This is a genomic window from Hymenobacter sp. CRA2 (assembly GCF_002007105.1).
Classification (GTDB): domain Bacteria; phylum Bacteroidota; class Bacteroidia; order Cytophagales; family Hymenobacteraceae; genus Solirubrum.
In genome coordinates this window covers 1-14784 of the sequence record NZ_MVBC01000004.1, presented here as the reverse complement: position 1 = coordinate 14784, position 14784 = coordinate 1, and the positions used below count along the sequence as shown (strand labels likewise).

Annotated in this window: 18 protein-coding genes; 10 read left to right on the top strand and 8 right to left on the bottom strand. The window is 64.1% G+C overall.

The features are described 5' to 3' along the window. Positions 1-21: 21 nt before the first annotated feature. Positions 22-480 (top strand): nuclear transport factor 2 family protein, encoded by a 459-nt coding sequence (locus B0919_RS07970; RefSeq protein WP_078011715.1) that lies wholly within the window; start codon positions 22-24, stop codon positions 478-480. Between the two features lie 89 nt (positions 481-569). On the opposite strand, the gene B0919_RS07965 is transcribed toward B0919_RS07970, so the two are convergent. Continuing rightward, entirely contained in the window at positions 570-1628 is a 1059-nt protein-coding gene (locus B0919_RS07965; RefSeq protein ID WP_078012009.1) for an SDR family NAD(P)-dependent oxidoreductase, read from the bottom strand. Positions 1629-1807: 179 nt separating this feature from the next. Between B0919_RS07965 and B0919_RS25185 the strand changes: the two genes are divergently transcribed. Then, the gene (locus B0919_RS25185; RefSeq protein ID WP_176132926.1) at positions 1808-2299 is read left to right on the top strand and encodes a hypothetical protein; all 492 of its coding nucleotides are present in this window, start codon (positions 1808-1810) and stop codon (positions 2297-2299) included. Between the two features lie 111 nt (positions 2300-2410). After that, positions 2411-2728, top strand: a complete 318-nt coding sequence (locus tag B0919_RS07955; RefSeq protein ID WP_139361986.1) for a DUF1493 family protein — start codon at positions 2411-2413, stop codon at positions 2726-2728. Between the two features lie 155 nt (positions 2729-2883). Here the strand turns inward: B0919_RS07955 and B0919_RS07950 are convergent, their stop codons facing one another. Beyond that, complete coding sequence (locus B0919_RS07950; protein WP_078011712.1) at positions 2884-3663, bottom strand: sulfite exporter TauE/SafE family protein; 780 nt, start codon at positions 3661-3663, stop codon at positions 2884-2886. A gap of 196 nt (positions 3664-3859) precedes the next feature. Between B0919_RS07950 and B0919_RS07945 the strand changes: the two genes are divergently transcribed. The 5 genes from B0919_RS07945 to B0919_RS07925 all read left to right on the top strand — a co-directional run bounded on the left by B0919_RS07945 (position 3860) and on the right by B0919_RS07925 (position 9117). Continuing rightward, positions 3860-4126, top strand: a complete 267-nt coding sequence (locus B0919_RS07945; RefSeq protein WP_139361985.1) for a hypothetical protein — start codon at positions 3860-3862, stop codon at positions 4124-4126. A 118-nt stretch (positions 4127-4244) separates the two neighbouring features. Further along, entirely contained in the window at positions 4245-5285 is a 1041-nt protein-coding gene (locus B0919_RS07940; protein ID WP_078011710.1) for a bile acid:sodium symporter family protein, read from the top strand. 299 nt (positions 5286-5584) lie between these two features. Beyond that, positions 5585-6040 (top strand): ankyrin repeat domain-containing protein, encoded by a 456-nt coding sequence (locus B0919_RS07935; protein WP_078011709.1) that lies wholly within the window; start codon positions 5585-5587, stop codon positions 6038-6040. A 219-nt stretch (positions 6041-6259) separates the two neighbouring features. Then, positions 6260-8563, top strand: coding sequence for a molybdopterin oxidoreductase family protein (locus B0919_RS07930; protein WP_078012008.1), 2304 nt, complete (start codon positions 6260-6262; stop codon positions 8561-8563). A gap of 98 nt (positions 8564-8661) precedes the next feature. After that, the gene (locus tag B0919_RS07925) at positions 8662-9117 is read left to right on the top strand and encodes a molybdopterin oxidoreductase (RefSeq protein WP_078011708.1); all 456 of its coding nucleotides are present in this window, start codon (positions 8662-8664) and stop codon (positions 9115-9117) included. A gap of 6 nt (positions 9118-9123) precedes the next feature. On the opposite strand, the gene B0919_RS07920 is transcribed toward B0919_RS07925, so the two are convergent. Then, on the bottom strand, positions 9124-10146 hold the full coding sequence (locus tag B0919_RS07920) for a tellurite resistance/C4-dicarboxylate transporter family protein (RefSeq protein WP_078011707.1): 1023 nt from the start codon (positions 10144-10146) through the stop codon (positions 9124-9126). A gap of 169 nt (positions 10147-10315) precedes the next feature. Here B0919_RS07920 and B0919_RS07915 point away from each other — a divergent pair, with 169 nt between their 5' ends. Then, positions 10316-10846, top strand: a complete 531-nt coding sequence (locus B0919_RS07915; RefSeq protein ID WP_176132925.1) for a hypothetical protein — start codon at positions 10316-10318, stop codon at positions 10844-10846. A gap of 3 nt (positions 10847-10849) precedes the next feature. Here the strand turns inward: B0919_RS07915 and B0919_RS07910 are convergent, their stop codons facing one another. The 4 genes from B0919_RS07910 to B0919_RS07895 form a co-directional block, all read right to left on the bottom strand. Then, positions 10850-11506, bottom strand: a complete 657-nt coding sequence (locus B0919_RS07910; RefSeq protein ID WP_176132924.1) for a head GIN domain-containing protein — start codon at positions 11504-11506, stop codon at positions 10850-10852. A 42-nt stretch (positions 11507-11548) separates the two neighbouring features. Then, positions 11549-11812: a hypothetical protein gene (locus B0919_RS07905; RefSeq protein ID WP_139361984.1), complete on the bottom strand. Its 264-nt coding sequence runs from the start codon at positions 11810-11812 to the stop codon at positions 11549-11551. 267 nt (positions 11813-12079) lie between these two features. Next, positions 12080-13039: a DUF4886 domain-containing protein gene (locus tag B0919_RS07900; RefSeq protein ID WP_139361983.1), complete on the bottom strand. Its 960-nt coding sequence runs from the start codon at positions 13037-13039 to the stop codon at positions 12080-12082. 213 nt (positions 13040-13252) lie between these two features. Further along, entirely contained in the window at positions 13253-13477 is a 225-nt protein-coding gene (locus B0919_RS07895; RefSeq protein WP_139361982.1) for a hypothetical protein, read from the bottom strand. Positions 13478-13576: 99 nt separating this feature from the next. Between B0919_RS07895 and B0919_RS07890 the strand changes: the two genes are divergently transcribed. Beyond that, positions 13577-14554, top strand: a complete 978-nt coding sequence (locus B0919_RS07890) for a helix-turn-helix transcriptional regulator (protein WP_078011701.1) — start codon at positions 13577-13579, stop codon at positions 14552-14554. 40 nt (positions 14555-14594) lie between these two features. Here the strand turns inward: B0919_RS07890 and B0919_RS07885 are convergent. Continuing rightward, positions 14595-14784: transposase (locus B0919_RS07885; RefSeq protein WP_139361981.1), on the bottom strand; the 190-nt coding region annotated here is incomplete at its 5' end.

Below are 14784 nucleotides of genomic sequence, written 5' to 3'. Positions count from 1 at the left end.
GGCCAACCCAACCCGATACGTATGAAAGCCCTGATGATAAGCTGCCTCCTGCTGCCGGTAACCACCGCCGCTTACGCCCAAATGGACACGCTTAGCTACGCCGCCGAGCGGCAGCAAATCCGCACGCTGTTGCATCAGCCCGGGGGCTACCGCCCCGCCGCAGCTTGCCGTGATATGGTGGCCGTGGGCCCTAAGGGCGACATTTCCTTTTCGGAAGCGGAGTGGCGGGCCGCGCAGGCGAAAGAAAAACTGGTTTTCAAGTCCGTGAGCGTCGTGCCAGGCAGCGAGATTATCCGCATCTACAACGCTACCTCGGCGGTAGTCAACTGGCTGGCGGATGTGCGCCTGCAGGTAGCTGGTAAGGATGTCGCCATCAAAGTGCGGCGTCTGGAAGTGTTTATCAAGCAGGGCAACAACTGGTGCCGGGTGGCCGGCCAGGGCACGCAGGTAGATGAGCAGCTGTTTCCCGTCAAGCTCTGAAAAACACCTACCGCCCACCCGGGCGCGGCCGGGTGGGCGGTAGGTTGAAGTCTTCTGCCCGATAGGCAGACTTAAGCGGCTCCTGACGCCTAAGCCGGGTACGGCGGATGGTCGTTAAGCTGGTTGTTTTCGCGCTCGGCTTTGCGCGTGAGGCCCGTAACCCACGATTTGGTTACCGGCGACTCGCTCTCGAACCCGCGGCGGCGCGCGTCGCCGGCGGGGCCGGTGGCGTCGGGCAGGGTGCGGTTCACCCAGCTCATCAGGTTGGCCACGGTGCCGGGGGCCACGCCGTGCAGCAGCGAAATAATTTTGGCGGGCAGGCCCAGAATCAGCTCGGCGTCGCCGCGGCGGGCGGCGTTCCAGATCTGCCGGGCGGCGTAGTCGGCGCCTACCGTGAGGGCCGGTAAGGAGTCCGAAATCATAAACCAGGCAAACTCCAGCACGTGCTGGCCCTTCACCACGGCGTGGCGGGCCGAGCCGGTGCGCATCAGGCCCGGGCATACGGTGGTTACGTACACGCCGTAGCGCAGCAGCTCGGCGCGGAAGCCTTCGGACAGGCCCACCAGCGCAAACTTGCTGGCGCAGTACGGAGCCAAGTGCGGCACCGACACCTTCCCTCCTACCGAGGCGATGTTGATGATGCGGCCCTGGCGACGCTTTTTCATTTCGGGGAGCACGGCGTACATGGCGTGCAGCGCGGCCCAGAAGTGAATGTCCATGGTTTCCTGGTAGTCGCGCAGCTCCATGTGCTCCAGCGGCCCCCCGGTGATGATGCCAGCGTTGTTGATGAGCACGTCGATGGGGCCGAGCTGCTCCCGCACTTCCGTCACCATGGTGCGCACGGCGGCTTCGTCGGACAGGTCGCGCACCAGCGTGAGTACCGTGCGGGCGCCGTCGGCTTCCAGCTCCTGCCGGGCACGTGCCAGCTCGTCGGCGTCGCGGGCGCAGATGGCGACTTTGGCCCCTTCAGCAGCGGCTTGCCGGGCCAGTACCAGGCCAAGGCCGCGCGAGCCGCCAGTAATGAGCACGACGCGGCCGCGCAGGTCATAGGAGCCACGGCGGTTGGCCCAGAGCGCGGCTGCGGCCACGGCGGCGCCGATGCCGGCGGCCTTCAGCCAGGTGGAGTTGCGGGAGGATTGCTGCTTCATGCTGCTTTCTATGCAAGCCACCGCGAAAGGTTACACGCCGCCTCGGAAAAGCCCGGCCGTCGGGGAATATTCCGGCGGCCGCCTGCGTTAAGGCACCACCGAGCAAACTGGCACGCTATTTTCGTGCCCCGCCTCAAAGTACCCGCTACCCGGCGGGGCCTTCGCCGATGCTGATTTCCATGAATAACTTCCCCAAAACGTTGTTGCTGGCCGGCCTGCTGCTGGCCACCGCCCCGGCGGCCCTGGCTCAGACCACCGCCGCCAAACCCAAGCCGAAACCTGCCCCCGCAGGCTCGAAAGCCGCGACCAGCGCGCCGGAGCCCAAAGTCGATGAGGCCAAAATCCAGGCCCAGGCCGTGAGCCTGACGCAAAACCTGAAGCAGGCCCTCGGCCTCACCCCGCAGCAGGAAGTGAAAGTGCTGGAAATCAACCAGCGCAGCATCCGGCAGGTGGAAGTGGCCCGTGTGCAGTACAAGACCGATTTGCGCAAGCTCAACTCCGTTATCGACGACATCGGCAGCTCGCGCCTGACCTTCCTGAAAGACGTGTTGTCGCCGGCGCAATTCAACAAGTACCAGCAGGCCCGCGAGAAGAAAATGGGCGTGCCGAGCCAAGCCGCCAGCCAAGGCAACGCCGTGCCCGGCCTGCCCCCCGGCCGCGGCGACGAATAGCCTGCGAGTAAGCAGCATGCGAGAAAATTAAGCGCGGGCTTAACTTTAGCTTGGCGCTACCTCTATACTTCTATTGCCTCGATATATCGCATTGCGCCCTTGCTTCTTGCCGTGGAAACGCATTTCCCCTCTGCCCCCAGAATCAGCTGGTCCTCGTTCCAGTTGTTTGTTGCTGCCCAAACCAGCTGCGAAACGACGGTGCTTACAACCGAGGCTTCCGTTGAAGAGGACATGGGCGTGACCGGAATGGAAGCGGAAGACTTGGTTAAGGACTTGGCTGTTCGCTTTGGTATCGATGTATCCGGCTTCGTCTACGAAGACTATTTCTACCCCGAGCCCCACCTGTTTTTGGATTATTCCCGGTACCGCATCAAGCCGCTGAAGCTTGGCGACCTGTATCAAGCCGCGCTGACTGGCCGCCTCGTGTAAAGTAGTTTGGGAATTATTCCGGTGGTTATCCCGACAGAGCTTCGTAGGTGCCGGGGCCTCACTAAATACCAGTGCTAGTGGTCAGCGTGTCGTCCGGGCCTGGGAAGTCAGCGGCGGAAGAACGAGGTAGGAGCTTTGCGCTGTCCTCTCCAGGACTACAGCATTGGCTTAAACGTCTCCCAGCCCAGCTTTAGAATAATCGCGCAGACCACCACCAGGAACAGCACCCGCACGAAGCCCACGCCCTGCTTCAGCGCCAGCCGGGCCCCGAGCGCGGAGCCGAGCATGTTGCAGGCGGCCATGGGCAGGGCCACTTGCCAGAGAATTTGGCGGGTGTAGGCAAAGTAGGCCAGGCTGGTGAGGTTGGTGGCCAGGTTCACGAGCTTGGAGGAAGCCGAGGCGCTCAGGAAGTCGTAGCCGAACAGGCCCACGAAGGCGAAGAGCAGAAAGCTGCCGGTGCCGGGGCCGAAAAAGCCGTCGTAGAAGCCGATGACCAGGCCGATGGCAATGCCGTAAAGCGGCTCTTTGTGCTCGGGCAGGCGTGGGGCGTGGATGGCGCCAAAATCCTTGCGCCAGAAGGTGTAAATGGCAATAACTACCAGCAGGCCCAGCACCAGCGGCCGCAGCAGCTCGGAGGGCAACAGGCTCACGGCCCGGGCGCCCAGAAACGAAAAGATACCCGCTGTGACGGCCGCCGCGCCCACCGCCCGCCAGCGCATGGGCACCCGCCCGGCGTAGCGCCGCAGCGCTACCGCCGTGCCCGCCGCCGACGATACCTTGCCCGTGCCGAGCACGGTGGGCACCGGCACGCCGGGTAGCAGCAGCAGCATGGCCGGCAGCTGAATCAGCCCGCCGCCGCCCACAATCGAATCCACAAAACCGGCCAGGAAGGCAAAAGCGCAGATCAGCGCCAACGTCGCGTCGAGGTACTCCATAAGCCTGGCAAAGATACCGGGCGCACCGCGCCGGGCACGGTATCTGACGCCGGCAGGCACCAATTTTCAAGCGCCTTGGGTAGGGCGTAAGGCTGTTCACTGCCGCTTGGGCCCGACGGGGCAGCCGCGGCCTGCGTATACTGCCAGTGGGTACGCCCGTAGTTCTTCATTCCAGGCCGCTAATTGTCCGTTTCGTATGCCCAATCCTGCCCCGCCTACCACCCGTCCCATGTACTGGCTGGCTTCGGCCGCGCTGGCAGTAGTGGTGGTGCTGAACCTGATCAACGGCAACAGCACCTGGCCGCGGCTGCTGAGCCTGGTGGCGCTGCTGGGGGCCTTCAGCCTGCTGGGCCTGTACCCGCCCCTGACGGAGCGCCCCACCTGGGCCAGTTGGCTTATCTCGCTGCTGTTGCTGCTGGCCTTCGGGCTGCTGGTACTGCGCCTGACGGGCCGTTTGGTCTGACGCTGGGCTGGGCCGCGCGCCTACCCGGCGGACAAACTTTGCCCGGACTTGCCCGGTTGCTTGACCAGTAGCTGCGTATGTTCGCTCCACCGGCGCCCGGAAAAGCCGTTTTTTGCCCATGCCTACCCCTGCGGCCCCCGCGGCCCCTTCCCACCGCCTCGTGGCCACGCTGGCCCGCGTCGGCATCGACTGGTTTCTGCTCGGCCTGATTCTGGCCGTGACCCTCGCCTACCTGCGCCCCGGCATCGGCAGCGACGCCAGCCCCGTGCCGTGGGACTCGCTGCTGACCTTCGGGGTGGCGTTGGTGTTCTTTTTCTACGGCCTGCGCCTCAGCCCCGAAAGCCTGCGCACAGGCATGCGCAACTGGCGGCTGCACCTCGTGGTGCAGGCCTCCACCTTCCTGCTTTTCCCGCTGATCGGCCTGGCCCTCCGACCACTATCCGGCTCCGAAGCACAAAACCTGACGCTCTGGAGCAGCATTTTTTACCTGTGCACGGTGCCCAGCACGGTGTCTACGTCGGTGGTGATGGTATCGGTGGCGGGCGGTAATCTGCCGGCAGCCATCTTCAACGCCAGCATTTCCAGCCTCATCGGCCTGATTGTGACGCCGCTGTGGGTGAGCCTGTTTCTGCATACAGGCTCCGGCGGTGGCAACCTGGGCCCGATGGTGCTGGACTTGGTGCTGCAGGTGGTGGTACCCGTGGGCCTGGGCCTGCTGCTGCACAAGCGTTTCGGGGCCTGGGCCGAAGCCCACAAGGGGCAGCTGCGCAAGCTCGACCAAAGCATCATCCTGCTGCTGGTGTACACTTCGTTCTGCGACTCCTTTGCCCGCAACGTGTTCCGCGACTACAGCTGGGCCGATTTGCTGGGCCTGGCCGCCGGCATGGTCGCCCTGTTTTTGTCGGTACTGGGGCTGATAACACTGCTGAGCCGCCTGCTGGGCTTTGCGCCCGAAGACCAGATTACGGCCGTGTTCTGCGGCTCCAAAAAGTCGTTGGTGCACGGCTCGGTACTGGCCAAAATCCTTTTCGCCGGCACCGTCGCCTCGGGGGCGCTGCTGCTGCCGCTGATGCTCTACCACGCCCTGCAAATCATCCTGGCCAGCATCATTGCGCAACGGGTGGGCCAGCGCATGGCCGCCCGCCTGAAACCGGCCTGAACGGCACCGTTCGTTGCCCGCTGCCGCTGCCAGAGGCCGTACGTATTGGTCGCAACCTGCCGCCTGAAATCAGGTACCGCTGCGCGAAACAAACGGCGCGGCAAAAAGCCCAGGTGGCCGCGTGTACCAGTGGTACTGCTCCTGCTTGGCGGCAGACCCGCCAGTAATGGGCTGGGACCATTCAAACCGTTGTAACTGACCTATCGGCACTTATCTGCACCGGCAGCCAAAAGGCTTGTACACCTTCAAGGCGTTTGGTATTTTTACGGTCTTCCCCGTTCGCCATTTTCTGGTTGCAGATGAAAAAATACCTACTCCTGTTTGCGCTGACGCTGGGCCTGCTCGGCTCGGCCGCCGCCCAGACCTCGAACAAGGATTTGTTTAAGGCCGTGATGAAAAACGACGCCGCGGCCGCCGAGATGCTCCTCGCGGGCGGGGCCGATGCCAACGCCCCCATTGAGGTAATGCCGGGCTTCCGCACGACGTACCTGATTACGGCTGCCACCAACGGCAATTTGAACATTGTCAAGTCGCTGCTTCAGCACAAGGCCCAGATCAACGCCAAGGATGCGGGCCAGGAAACGGCGCTGCTAGCTGCCGCCAGCCAAGGCCATAAAGCCATTGTGGAGTTTTTGCTGCAGAATGGCGCCGATGTGAAGGCTGCCGATGGCCAGGGCGCCACGCTGCTGGCCGCGGCCAAAGCCAGCGGCAACAAAGAAATCATTGCCCTGATCGAGCAGAAGCTGAAAGGCTAACTGCTTCGGATTCGAAAGCATACCGAAACGGCCGGGCCTGCAGCCCGGCCGTTTTTTATTGGCTTCACCCCGATTTTAACCGCTTTTTAATCCAAAGCCACCCGCTTGCGTAAGTAGCCTCGTTCACTGATTTCCCACTTGAAGCGGCCCGCAATGGTGCGCGTTCTGGTCTGCCGCCCCCGGAACCGCCGCCGCAGCGCCGCCCAACGAGCAGCCACTATGCAGGAAACGCGCGACTCTATCGCCGACATCTGGGGGCCCCGTACCGGCCACACCGGCCCCTGGCCCGTACGCATCGACCAGCACCTCGAAGCCGAGCCCGACCACTGGGTGCAATCGGCCTGCGTGCTGTGCAGCAACGGCTGCGGGCTGGATATTGGGGTGAAGGACGGCCGTATCGTGGGGGTGCGAGGGCGCGCCGAGGACCGCGTAAACCATGGGCGACTGGGGCCCAAGGGCCTGCACGGCTGGCAAGCCAACCACAGCCCCGCCCGGCTTACCAAACCGCTGATCCGGCGCAACGGCCGGCTGGAAGAAGCCAGCTGGGACGAGGCCATGGGCCTGCTGGTGCAGCGCTCCAAGGAGCTAATCAGCCAGCATACGGCCAGCAGCATCGGTTTTTACACGTCGGGCCAGCTTTTCATCGAGGACTACTACACGCTGGGCGTGCTGGGCAAAGCCGGCCTGGGCACCCCGCACATGGACGGCAACACCCGCCTGTGCACCGCCACGGCGGCCGCCGCGCTCAAGATTTCCTTTGGCTCCGATGGGCAGCCCGGCTCCTACACCGACCTGGACACCACCGAAGCCGTGCTGCTGGTGGGCCACAACATGGCCTCGCAGCAAACGGTGCTCTGGGCGCGCATCCTGGACCGGCTGGCCGGGCCTAATCCGCCGCAGCTGGTCGTCATCGACCCGCGCCGCACCTACACGGCCGAAAAAGCCACCGTGCACCTGGCCCCGCGGGCGGGCACCAACCTGGCCGTGCTCAACGGGCTGCTCAACCTGCTCATCGAAGCCGACCACCTTGACCACGAGTTCATCAAGCAGCACACGGAAGGCTTCGCGGAGCTGCGCAAAACGGTGGAGAAGTGGACGCCCGAGCGCGTGGAGCGTCTCAGCGGCGTGCCGGCCGAGCAGCTGCTGGCGGCCGCGCGCATCATCGGCACCTGCAAAACCCTGGTGTCGACGGCGCTGCAGGGCGTATACCAGTCGATGCAGGCTACTGCCGCCGCGGTGCAGATCAACAACATCCACCTGATTCGGGGGCTGATTGGCACCGAAGGCAACGCCATTCTGCAGATGAACGGGCAGCCGACCTCGCAAAACACCCGCGAGTGCGGCGCCGACGGCGACCTGCCCGGCTTCCGCAACTGGAATAACCCCGCCCACATCGAGGAGCTGGCCCGCCTCTGGAACGTGCACCCCGACAAGATTCCGCACTGGGCGCCGCCAACCCACGCCATGCAGCTGTGGCGCTACTGCGAAACGGGCGCCATCAAGCTGCTCTGGATTCAGGCCACCAACCCGGCCGTGTCGATGCCGGAGCTGGCGCGCATCCGCCGGATTTTGCAGAAAGAAGACCTGCTGGTGGTGGTGCAGGACGCGTTTCTGACCGAAACCGCACAGCTGGCCGACATCGTGCTACCCTCGGCTATCTGGGGCGAGAAGACGGGCACCTTTACCAACACCGACCGCACCGTTCATATTTCCTACAAGGCCGTGGAGCCGCCGGGCGAGGCGCGCGCCGACTTTGATATCTTCCTCGACTACGCCCGGCGCATGGATTTCCGGGACCAGGATGGCCGGCCGCTTATCCCCTGGACCACGCCCGAGGAGGCCTTCGAAGCCTGGAAGCTGTGCAGCAAGGGCCGCCCCTGCGACTATTCGGGCATGAGTTACGCCAAGCTCACCGGCGGCTCGGGCATTCAGTGGCCCTGCAACGAGCAGTACCCCGACGGCGCCGCGCACCTGTACACCGACCACCAGTTCAACACCCACGCCGACTACTGCGAAACCTACGGCTACGACCTAGTGACCGGTACCGAGCGGCAGGCCGAGGAATACAAGGCCCACGACCCGCAGGGCAAGGCCATCATCAAGGCGGCGGACTACGAGCCGCCTCACGAGGAGCCCGATGCCGACTACCCGCTGTGGTTTACGACCGGCCGGGTGGTGTACCACTTCCACACACGCACCAAAACCGGCCGGGCCCGGGCCCTGCAGGACGCCGCGCCCGAGGGCTTCGTGCAGCTTTCGGCCGAAGACGCGGCCCGCTATGGCATCGAGGAAGGCGACCTGGTGGAAGTACGCTCGCGGCGGGGCCACGCCACCGAGCCGGCCCGCATCGGCGGCATCGAGCCGGGCCTGGTGTTTATGCCCTTTCACTACGGCTACTGGGACCACGCCGAGGCCGACAAGCGCGCCGCCAACGAACTGACCCTTACGGAGTGGGACCCGATAAGCAAGCAGCCGCACTTCAAGTACGCCGCCGTGCGCATCCGCAAAATAGCGGCGCGCTAAGGCGGCCGGCGTACTGCACTCTGCCGTTCTCTTTACTTCTGTCCGCCGCGCTACGCGCCCCATAGCTGCGAGGCAGGCAGCGCAAAGCCTCTACTCCTATGCACCTCGGCAACTACCTCGGCATACTGGACCACAGCGAAAAACAAATTACCAAGGCGTTTGAGCAAGTAGCCCGGCACCACCACGACGAGCCCGACATCGAGCAGATGTGCCAGAAGCTCTCGGCCTGGTCGCGGGAGCACCGCGGCAAGCTGGTGCCCTACCTGCAGCGCTACGCCGAAAAGCGCAGCTCGGAGCCGAGCCGGCTCAAACAGCAATTGTTTGCGCCCCCGCGCAGCGGCGGCCTGGGCCTGATTCGGGACTTGCACGACCTGTGGCTGCTGACCCAGGAAGCGCAGCTCTGCTGGACCGTCATTCACCAGGCGGCCCTGGCCCTGCGCGACGAAGACCTGAAAGCCACCTGCGAGTTTTGCAGCTCCCGCACCACCCGCCAAACCGACTGGCTGCTGAGCCGCATCAAGCAGGCAGCCCCGCAGGCACTCATCGTGGACTAAGGCAACCTACTTGGCGGCCCGCACACCTGCGGCGAAGTGCCAGAGCATGCCCCCGGCCGTGAGCAACCACGCGGCCACGGCCAGCCAGATGAAATACGTGGCAATGCTTTGCAGCGCGGGCAGCGGCAGGACCTGGGCCAGCTTGAGCGTGGCCGCCGTGTACATGCCCAGTGGAAATACCATGGCCCAGTACGTCGGGCTGAAGGCAAAGGCGGGCCGGGTGCTCAGGTGATTCCAGATGCGCAACGCCGCTACCAGCGGCAGCCACCACGTGCTTACGGCCCAAAACAGCACGCAGTAAGCTTTGACGAAGGGCAGCAGCCCCGAGAAGGCCGACACCTGCAGCAGGCCGTCGGCCAGGTTGCTGCCCGCCAGCACAGTAATGGCACTGGCGCCCACGCTGATCCAGTACGCGGCCCCGACCTCTTCGCCTGCCAGCGGCTTAAATGCCATGCGGTAGACCAGCAGCGTCATCAGCACGAGGTAAAAGACGCTGCCGAGCAGAAACAGACTCAGTGCTCCAAAGGTGGCTACGGATGCCCATTCCAACTTCGGCGCCAGCCCGGCACCCAGCACCGCCAAGGCCTCCGTGCTGACTGCCAGCAGCAGCCAGCTGCCGTTGAAGCCCTGCCCCAGCGGCGGCTTCTCCGCGGTCAGGCTCACACCCAGCAGGAAGCCGTAAAGTAGCAGCACCCAGCACGCGGCGGCCAGCAGCCAGAGGGCCGTGGCCAGCGCCTGGTTGTGCCGCAGCAATAGAAACTGATTGCCCAGCAGGGCCGCGGCGGCTACCACGGTCAGGAAGGTTGGGCCTTTGGCGTGGGTGGTCAGCTCCTGCCGAAAGGCAGAAAAGAACAGCACCGCTCGGGCCAGCAGCAAGGCCAGTAGTAGCGGAAACAGCACTGCATTGAGGTAAAACAGGCTGTCGGCCAGCCAGTCAATGCCCAGCGAATGGGCCGCCAGGGAAATGATGCCCGTGGACATCACCCAGGCAAAATACGCGGGCGGAAAGTGCTGAATAGCCGACTTCATCGAAGCAGAGGAATGTGAAAAAGAAGTGCGGCGGGGTGTATACGTTTGGGCAGCGACGGATGGCCGCCGCGGCTGGGCCTGCCGGAAATATCTCCCCTGATTTGTCCGAACGGCTTCCCGCTGCCGTACTTGAGCCGCATCGACACCGTCACCCTACACCGCATCCATTATGGGAATGAACTACTTCATTCAGCCCGACCGGGAGCTGGATTGCCCCAATGACTTTCCCGAGGGCCTGTCCTACTTTTTCGAGCAGGTGGGCGGCTACGGCGAAGGCAGCGAGGTGGCCCAGGTGTCCGGGCTGCTGGGCCTGGACTTATCGGCGTTTCAGCACTACGGCTACTTCGACGACGAGGACGAGCCCCAATTCTGGCAGGACCTCGGGGGCTTTATAGCCCTGGTAGACGCGTTCCTGCGGCGGCTGGCCGAAGAGCCGCACTATTACCGCGCAATAAACCACCGCACGCCCACCAACTGGGAAGCCACCACCGAGCAACTGGAGGCCACCCTGCTCAGCCCCGATACCTCCATGGCCTACGACCTGCTGGCCCAGCTGCCCAAGATGCCCCAGAACCCGTATCCGGAGGACCGCGGCTACCTCAGCAGCGGGCAGCTCGGGCAGGACTTGCAGACGCTGCGCCAAACGCTGGCCTGCTACCAGCAGTACGGCGCCCAGAAAATCATGCTCATCTATGGGTGAGGCTTAGCCCACGTGCCGGATTTCGCCCGCGCCGTACTGACGCACATCGGTGAGGCGCGCGGGGCCGCGGTAGTGGATGTGACCGGCGCCGAGGTGCGTCAGGTTAATGGTCTGCTCGGCGTACAGGTCCAGGTTGCCGGCCGAGGCGTTGCGCAGCCGCAGGTGCTGGGCGCGCAGCTCGCGGGCGTCGAGGTTGCCGGCCGCGGCGGTTTTGATTTGTACCTCCCCTGCTTCGCCGGCCAGTGTCACGTCGCCTTCGCAGGCAATGTTCAGGCTGAGTGCGGGCGCCTGCACCCGTAGCCGGGTGTTGCCCTGCGACAGGATTTTCACTTCCAGCGGCGCCGGCATTACCAGCACATTCTCGCAGACGACGTCGCCCTGGCAGGCGCAGTGCAGCGTATCGAGCTGGCGCAGGTACACCGTCACGCGCAGCTCGGTGAAGGCCGGGGCACGCAGCTTGTTTTCCGACGTGACGTAGAGCGTGCGGCCCGAATTAACCACCTGCAGGTGCTCCAGCAGGTTGTCGTCGCACTCCACCACTATGCGCTCCTCGGCGCCGCCTACCAGCACCACGGTGCCGCGGGTGCTCAGGTGCAGGCGGGTAAAGGACGAAACGGGGTATTCGCGGCAGACCAGCACGCCGCTTCCTTGAGCTTTCATCATGTTGCGGAGTTGTTTGAACGAAGCCATAAATGCCGGTCATCAATCGGGAAGCGGTTCGCATAAATACCCGCTTTCGCGCAAAGTGGCTACCACCTGCCCCACTGCCAGCGGCTGGCCGGGCGTATGCACGCGTAGCACCCGGTCGCAGTCGTCCAGATCAAAGCTGATGCGGGCGCCCCGAGGCAGCCGCGCCCGTAGCTGCCCGCGCAGCGCGGCCGCCACCACAGGGCAATTAACAGTGGTGCGAAAGATTTCCAGGTCCAGCATGGTGCCACGCCGGAGCAGCCCGATGACCACTGCCACCCCGACGATGCAAAAGTGGCCCGTACCCGGCCCCTGCACGTTACAGCATTCGGAGCCCGACTTACACAATCCGGATTTTTCGACTGCCGGAAGTTTCGCCTCAGAATCATAATTCGCTGACTTTCATCCCTCGGCTGGTGTACGCACGGCACCTTGCCACACTAGAAAATGCAGCCTTCACGATTATCGTTCTGCGGGGACAAGGCCCTTCGGCTAGCGCCTCAGGATGACAGGGAATCAAGATGACAGAGCTAGAGCCCACAAGCGCTACTTGACTTTCCGACCTGCTTTTACCTGCGCGTACGCAATGCGCTGTAGCTGCGCGGCTACCGCCGGCGCAATGCCCAGATCGGCCGCGGCCTGCTCCCGGCGCCCCAGCTTGGCGGGGTTCTTCCCGGTGATTTCAGCGAATAGCACGCAGGCGTTGAGGTAAGCGCCCCAGTTGCTGGGATGGTAATGGTCCTCGCCCCATAAATCCACTTTGCCGGCTTCGGGGCTGTACGGATTGCGCAGGGCCACGCCCTGCCGCATGGCGCGCAGCCACGCGTCGCCGGCCGGGGCTACCCCGGCCAGGCGCCCGTTCTGCCGGGCCAGGCCATAATAGCCGCCGTGCAGGTCCTGCCCCATCGAATCGACGGGCAAACCGGAATAGGGCCGCCCGGTGGGGTACGTCTGGTCGGCGCGGGCCCAGGTTTCGTAGAGGTACACCCTGGCGGCGGGGTTGCGGGCGTGCACCAGCTGCTCGATGCGGGTGGCGTACTCCTGAAACAGCTCCGGCTTGCCGCTGCGGCGCGCCGGCAACGGGCGCGTGCTGTACTCCTGCAGCACCACGGCATCCCAGCCCGGGCGGTCGATAACTGAGCGGGCGTTGTCGTAGTGAAACTGCAGCGTCTGCCCGCTGACGGACTCCAGGTGCACTTCGTAGCGCAGGCCCGCCTCGTCGGTGAGCTTCTTGAAGATGGCCGGAATGCCGCCCCACGGGCCGGGCTCGTGGTCGTACTGCTCGTAGCGCGGGTCTTCCTTGGGCAGACCGAAATTTTCATCCTTGATGGCGCCCGCATTGTACTTGAGCACCGGCAGGTACTTACCGTGGAAGAAGCTGTTGCCCACAAACAGAATAACGATGGGCTTTTTGGCCGGCGGCCCCGCGGCTACGGCGTGACGAGTAGGTGTGCCGGCCGCCAGGGCAAGCACGAACGAGGCAAGACAAAAAGAACGGCGGAGCATGGCGGGGCGATGAGTAGGAACAGGCCCGCCAAGTAAGCACACGTCCGGCGTTCGGTCCCCACCGCCGGGGCCACCGGCCCAAAATTCCGGCTGCTGTAAGTCAGGCTCCGGCAGCTATAACGTAGCCCGGGGCCGCAGGCTGCAGCTTTGCCGTCGGCGGCCTTGTATTTCTCACCCTTGGTATGCGTGCCGGCCCGCAACCCAGTAGACGCTTCAGCCGCAACCCGGCACCTTCCGGCTTAAGCTTCTGCCGTGCCCTCCAGGGTTCATGTCACCTTCGCTGAACTCCATGTCACCCTTGTTGAACCTCATGTCAGCTTCGTCAAGGTTCATGTCACCCTTGTTGAAGCCCTTGTCACGCTTTTTGAAGGGCATGTCACGCCCGTTGGAAGTCATGTCACGCTTGTTCAGTGCCATGTCACCGCCGACGACTGCCATGTCACCCCGCGCCAAGGGCATGTCGCGCGCAATCAGGGCTTTGTCACCCTTACGCGAAGCCGTGTCAGCCCACCGCAGTCAGCTTCTATCTTTACCAGTATGCCCTTCGAAGTCCGTGACGCCCGGGATAAGCACCTGATCCACCGCAACGCGCACGTGGCTCAGGACTTCGACGTGCCCGAGCTGGTGGAGCAAACCGGCGAACTGGAGTTTGCCGCCGGCCGCGGCACGCTCACCCACTGGTACTTCGATGGCATCCGGCTGGGCCACGCCCGCTGGCACCTACGCGAGTGCTGCACCCAAGAGTGGTACTCCCAGCTCGATGTGGTGCACCTGCAGTTCAACCTGCGCGGGCGCCTCGTTCTCGAGCACCGGCAGCTGGGCCGCCCGCTGGTCATGGGCTCTTACCAGCACAACCTGATGTACTCGCCCGGCTTCGAGGGCACGCAGCGCCACGAGGAGCTGGAGGCCGAAACCTTCATGGTGCAGTTTACCCGCCCGGTGTTTTTGCGCCTCTGCGAGCAGGCCAACGACGTGCTGCGCCGCTTCGCCGAGCGGATGCTCGAAGGCAAGCCGCTGGTGCTGGGCGAGCAAAGCCTTACGCTAAACCTGGCCCTGCACCACGCTATCCGCGAGGTGCTGCAATGCCGATTGCAGGGCCCGCTCAAAAAACTCTTCCTCCACGCCAAAGCCCTTGAAATTCTGGCCCTGCAAGCCGATGCCTTTGAGCGCCACCAGCCCCGGCGCTTCGTGCGCTCGGAGTACGACCAGGAGCGCCTGCTCTTCGCCCGCGACTACCTCATTCAGCACCTGCACCTGCCGCCTACCCTGCCCGAGCTGGCGCGCATCGCCGGCCTGAACGAGTTCAAGCTCAAGAAAGGCTTCAAGGAGCTGTTCGGCCAGACCGTCTTCGGTTACCTCGCCGATTACCGCCTGCTCGAAGCTCAGGCCCAGCTCATCGGAGGCCAGAAAACGGCCAGCGAGCTGGCCTTTGAGCTGGGGTATTCGTCCCTGCAGCACTTCAGCACGGCGTTCAAGAAGAAGTTTGGGGTGAGCCCAAGGGAGCTGCGCGGGTAAACCGGACTAATCAAGAGTTTAGGCCAGTTCTTAGGAAGTGTTAACAGTCACGCAGCCAGAGCACGGTAGCGGCGAGGTGGATGAATGCCAGGAAATGCGCATTCAGCTTTTCATAGCGTGTGGCCACGCGCCGGAACTGCTTGAGGCGGCTGAAGAGCCGCTCGACCGGGTGGCGTTGGGCATAGCGTTGCGCGTCGAAGGCGCGGGGGTGGCGGCGCTTGCGCCGGGGT

What these genes read in the sequence shown, in the direction of transcription:
- B0919_RS07970 (WP_078011715.1), top strand. Translation starts at nt 22, where the DNA reads ATGAAAGCCCTGATGATAAGCTGCCTCCTGCTGCCGGTAACCACCGCC.
- B0919_RS07965 (WP_078012009.1), bottom strand. Translation starts at nt 1,628, where the DNA reads ATGAAGCAGCAATCCTCCCGCAACTCCACCTGGCTGAAGGCCGCCGGC.
- B0919_RS25185 (WP_176132926.1), top strand. Translation starts at nt 1,808, where the DNA reads ATGAATAACTTCCCCAAAACGTTGTTGCTGGCCGGCCTGCTGCTGGCC.
- B0919_RS07950 (WP_078011712.1), bottom strand. Translation starts at nt 3,663, where the DNA reads ATGGAGTACCTCGACGCGACGTTGGCGCTGATCTGCGCTTTTGCCTTC.
- B0919_RS07945 (WP_139361985.1), top strand. Translation starts at nt 3,860, where the DNA reads ATGCCCAATCCTGCCCCGCCTACCACCCGTCCCATGTACTGGCTGGCT.
- B0919_RS07940 (WP_078011710.1), top strand. Translation starts at nt 4,245, where the DNA reads ATGCCTACCCCTGCGGCCCCCGCGGCCCCTTCCCACCGCCTCGTGGCC.
- B0919_RS07935 (WP_078011709.1), top strand. Translation starts at nt 5,585, where the DNA reads ATGAAAAAATACCTACTCCTGTTTGCGCTGACGCTGGGCCTGCTCGGC.
- B0919_RS07930 (WP_078012008.1), top strand. Translation starts at nt 6,260, where the DNA reads ATGCAGGAAACGCGCGACTCTATCGCCGACATCTGGGGGCCCCGTACC.
- B0919_RS07925 (WP_078011708.1), top strand. Translation starts at nt 8,662, where the DNA reads ATGCACCTCGGCAACTACCTCGGCATACTGGACCACAGCGAAAAACAA.
- B0919_RS07920 (WP_078011707.1), bottom strand. Translation starts at nt 10,146, where the DNA reads ATGAAGTCGGCTATTCAGCACTTTCCGCCCGCGTATTTTGCCTGGGTG.
- B0919_RS07915 (WP_176132925.1), top strand. Translation starts at nt 10,316, where the DNA reads ATGGGAATGAACTACTTCATTCAGCCCGACCGGGAGCTGGATTGCCCC.
- B0919_RS07910 (WP_176132924.1), bottom strand. Translation starts at nt 11,506, where the DNA reads ATGAAAGCTCAAGGAAGCGGCGTGCTGGTCTGCCGCGAATACCCCGTT.
- B0919_RS07900 (WP_139361983.1), bottom strand. Translation starts at nt 13,039, where the DNA reads ATGCTCCGCCGTTCTTTTTGTCTTGCCTCGTTCGTGCTTGCCCTGGCG.
- B0919_RS07895 (WP_139361982.1), bottom strand. Translation starts at nt 13,477, where the DNA reads ATGGCAGTCGTCGGCGGTGACATGGCACTGAACAAGCGTGACATGACT.
- B0919_RS07890 (WP_078011701.1), top strand. Translation starts at nt 13,577, where the DNA reads ATGCCCTTCGAAGTCCGTGACGCCCGGGATAAGCACCTGATCCACCGC.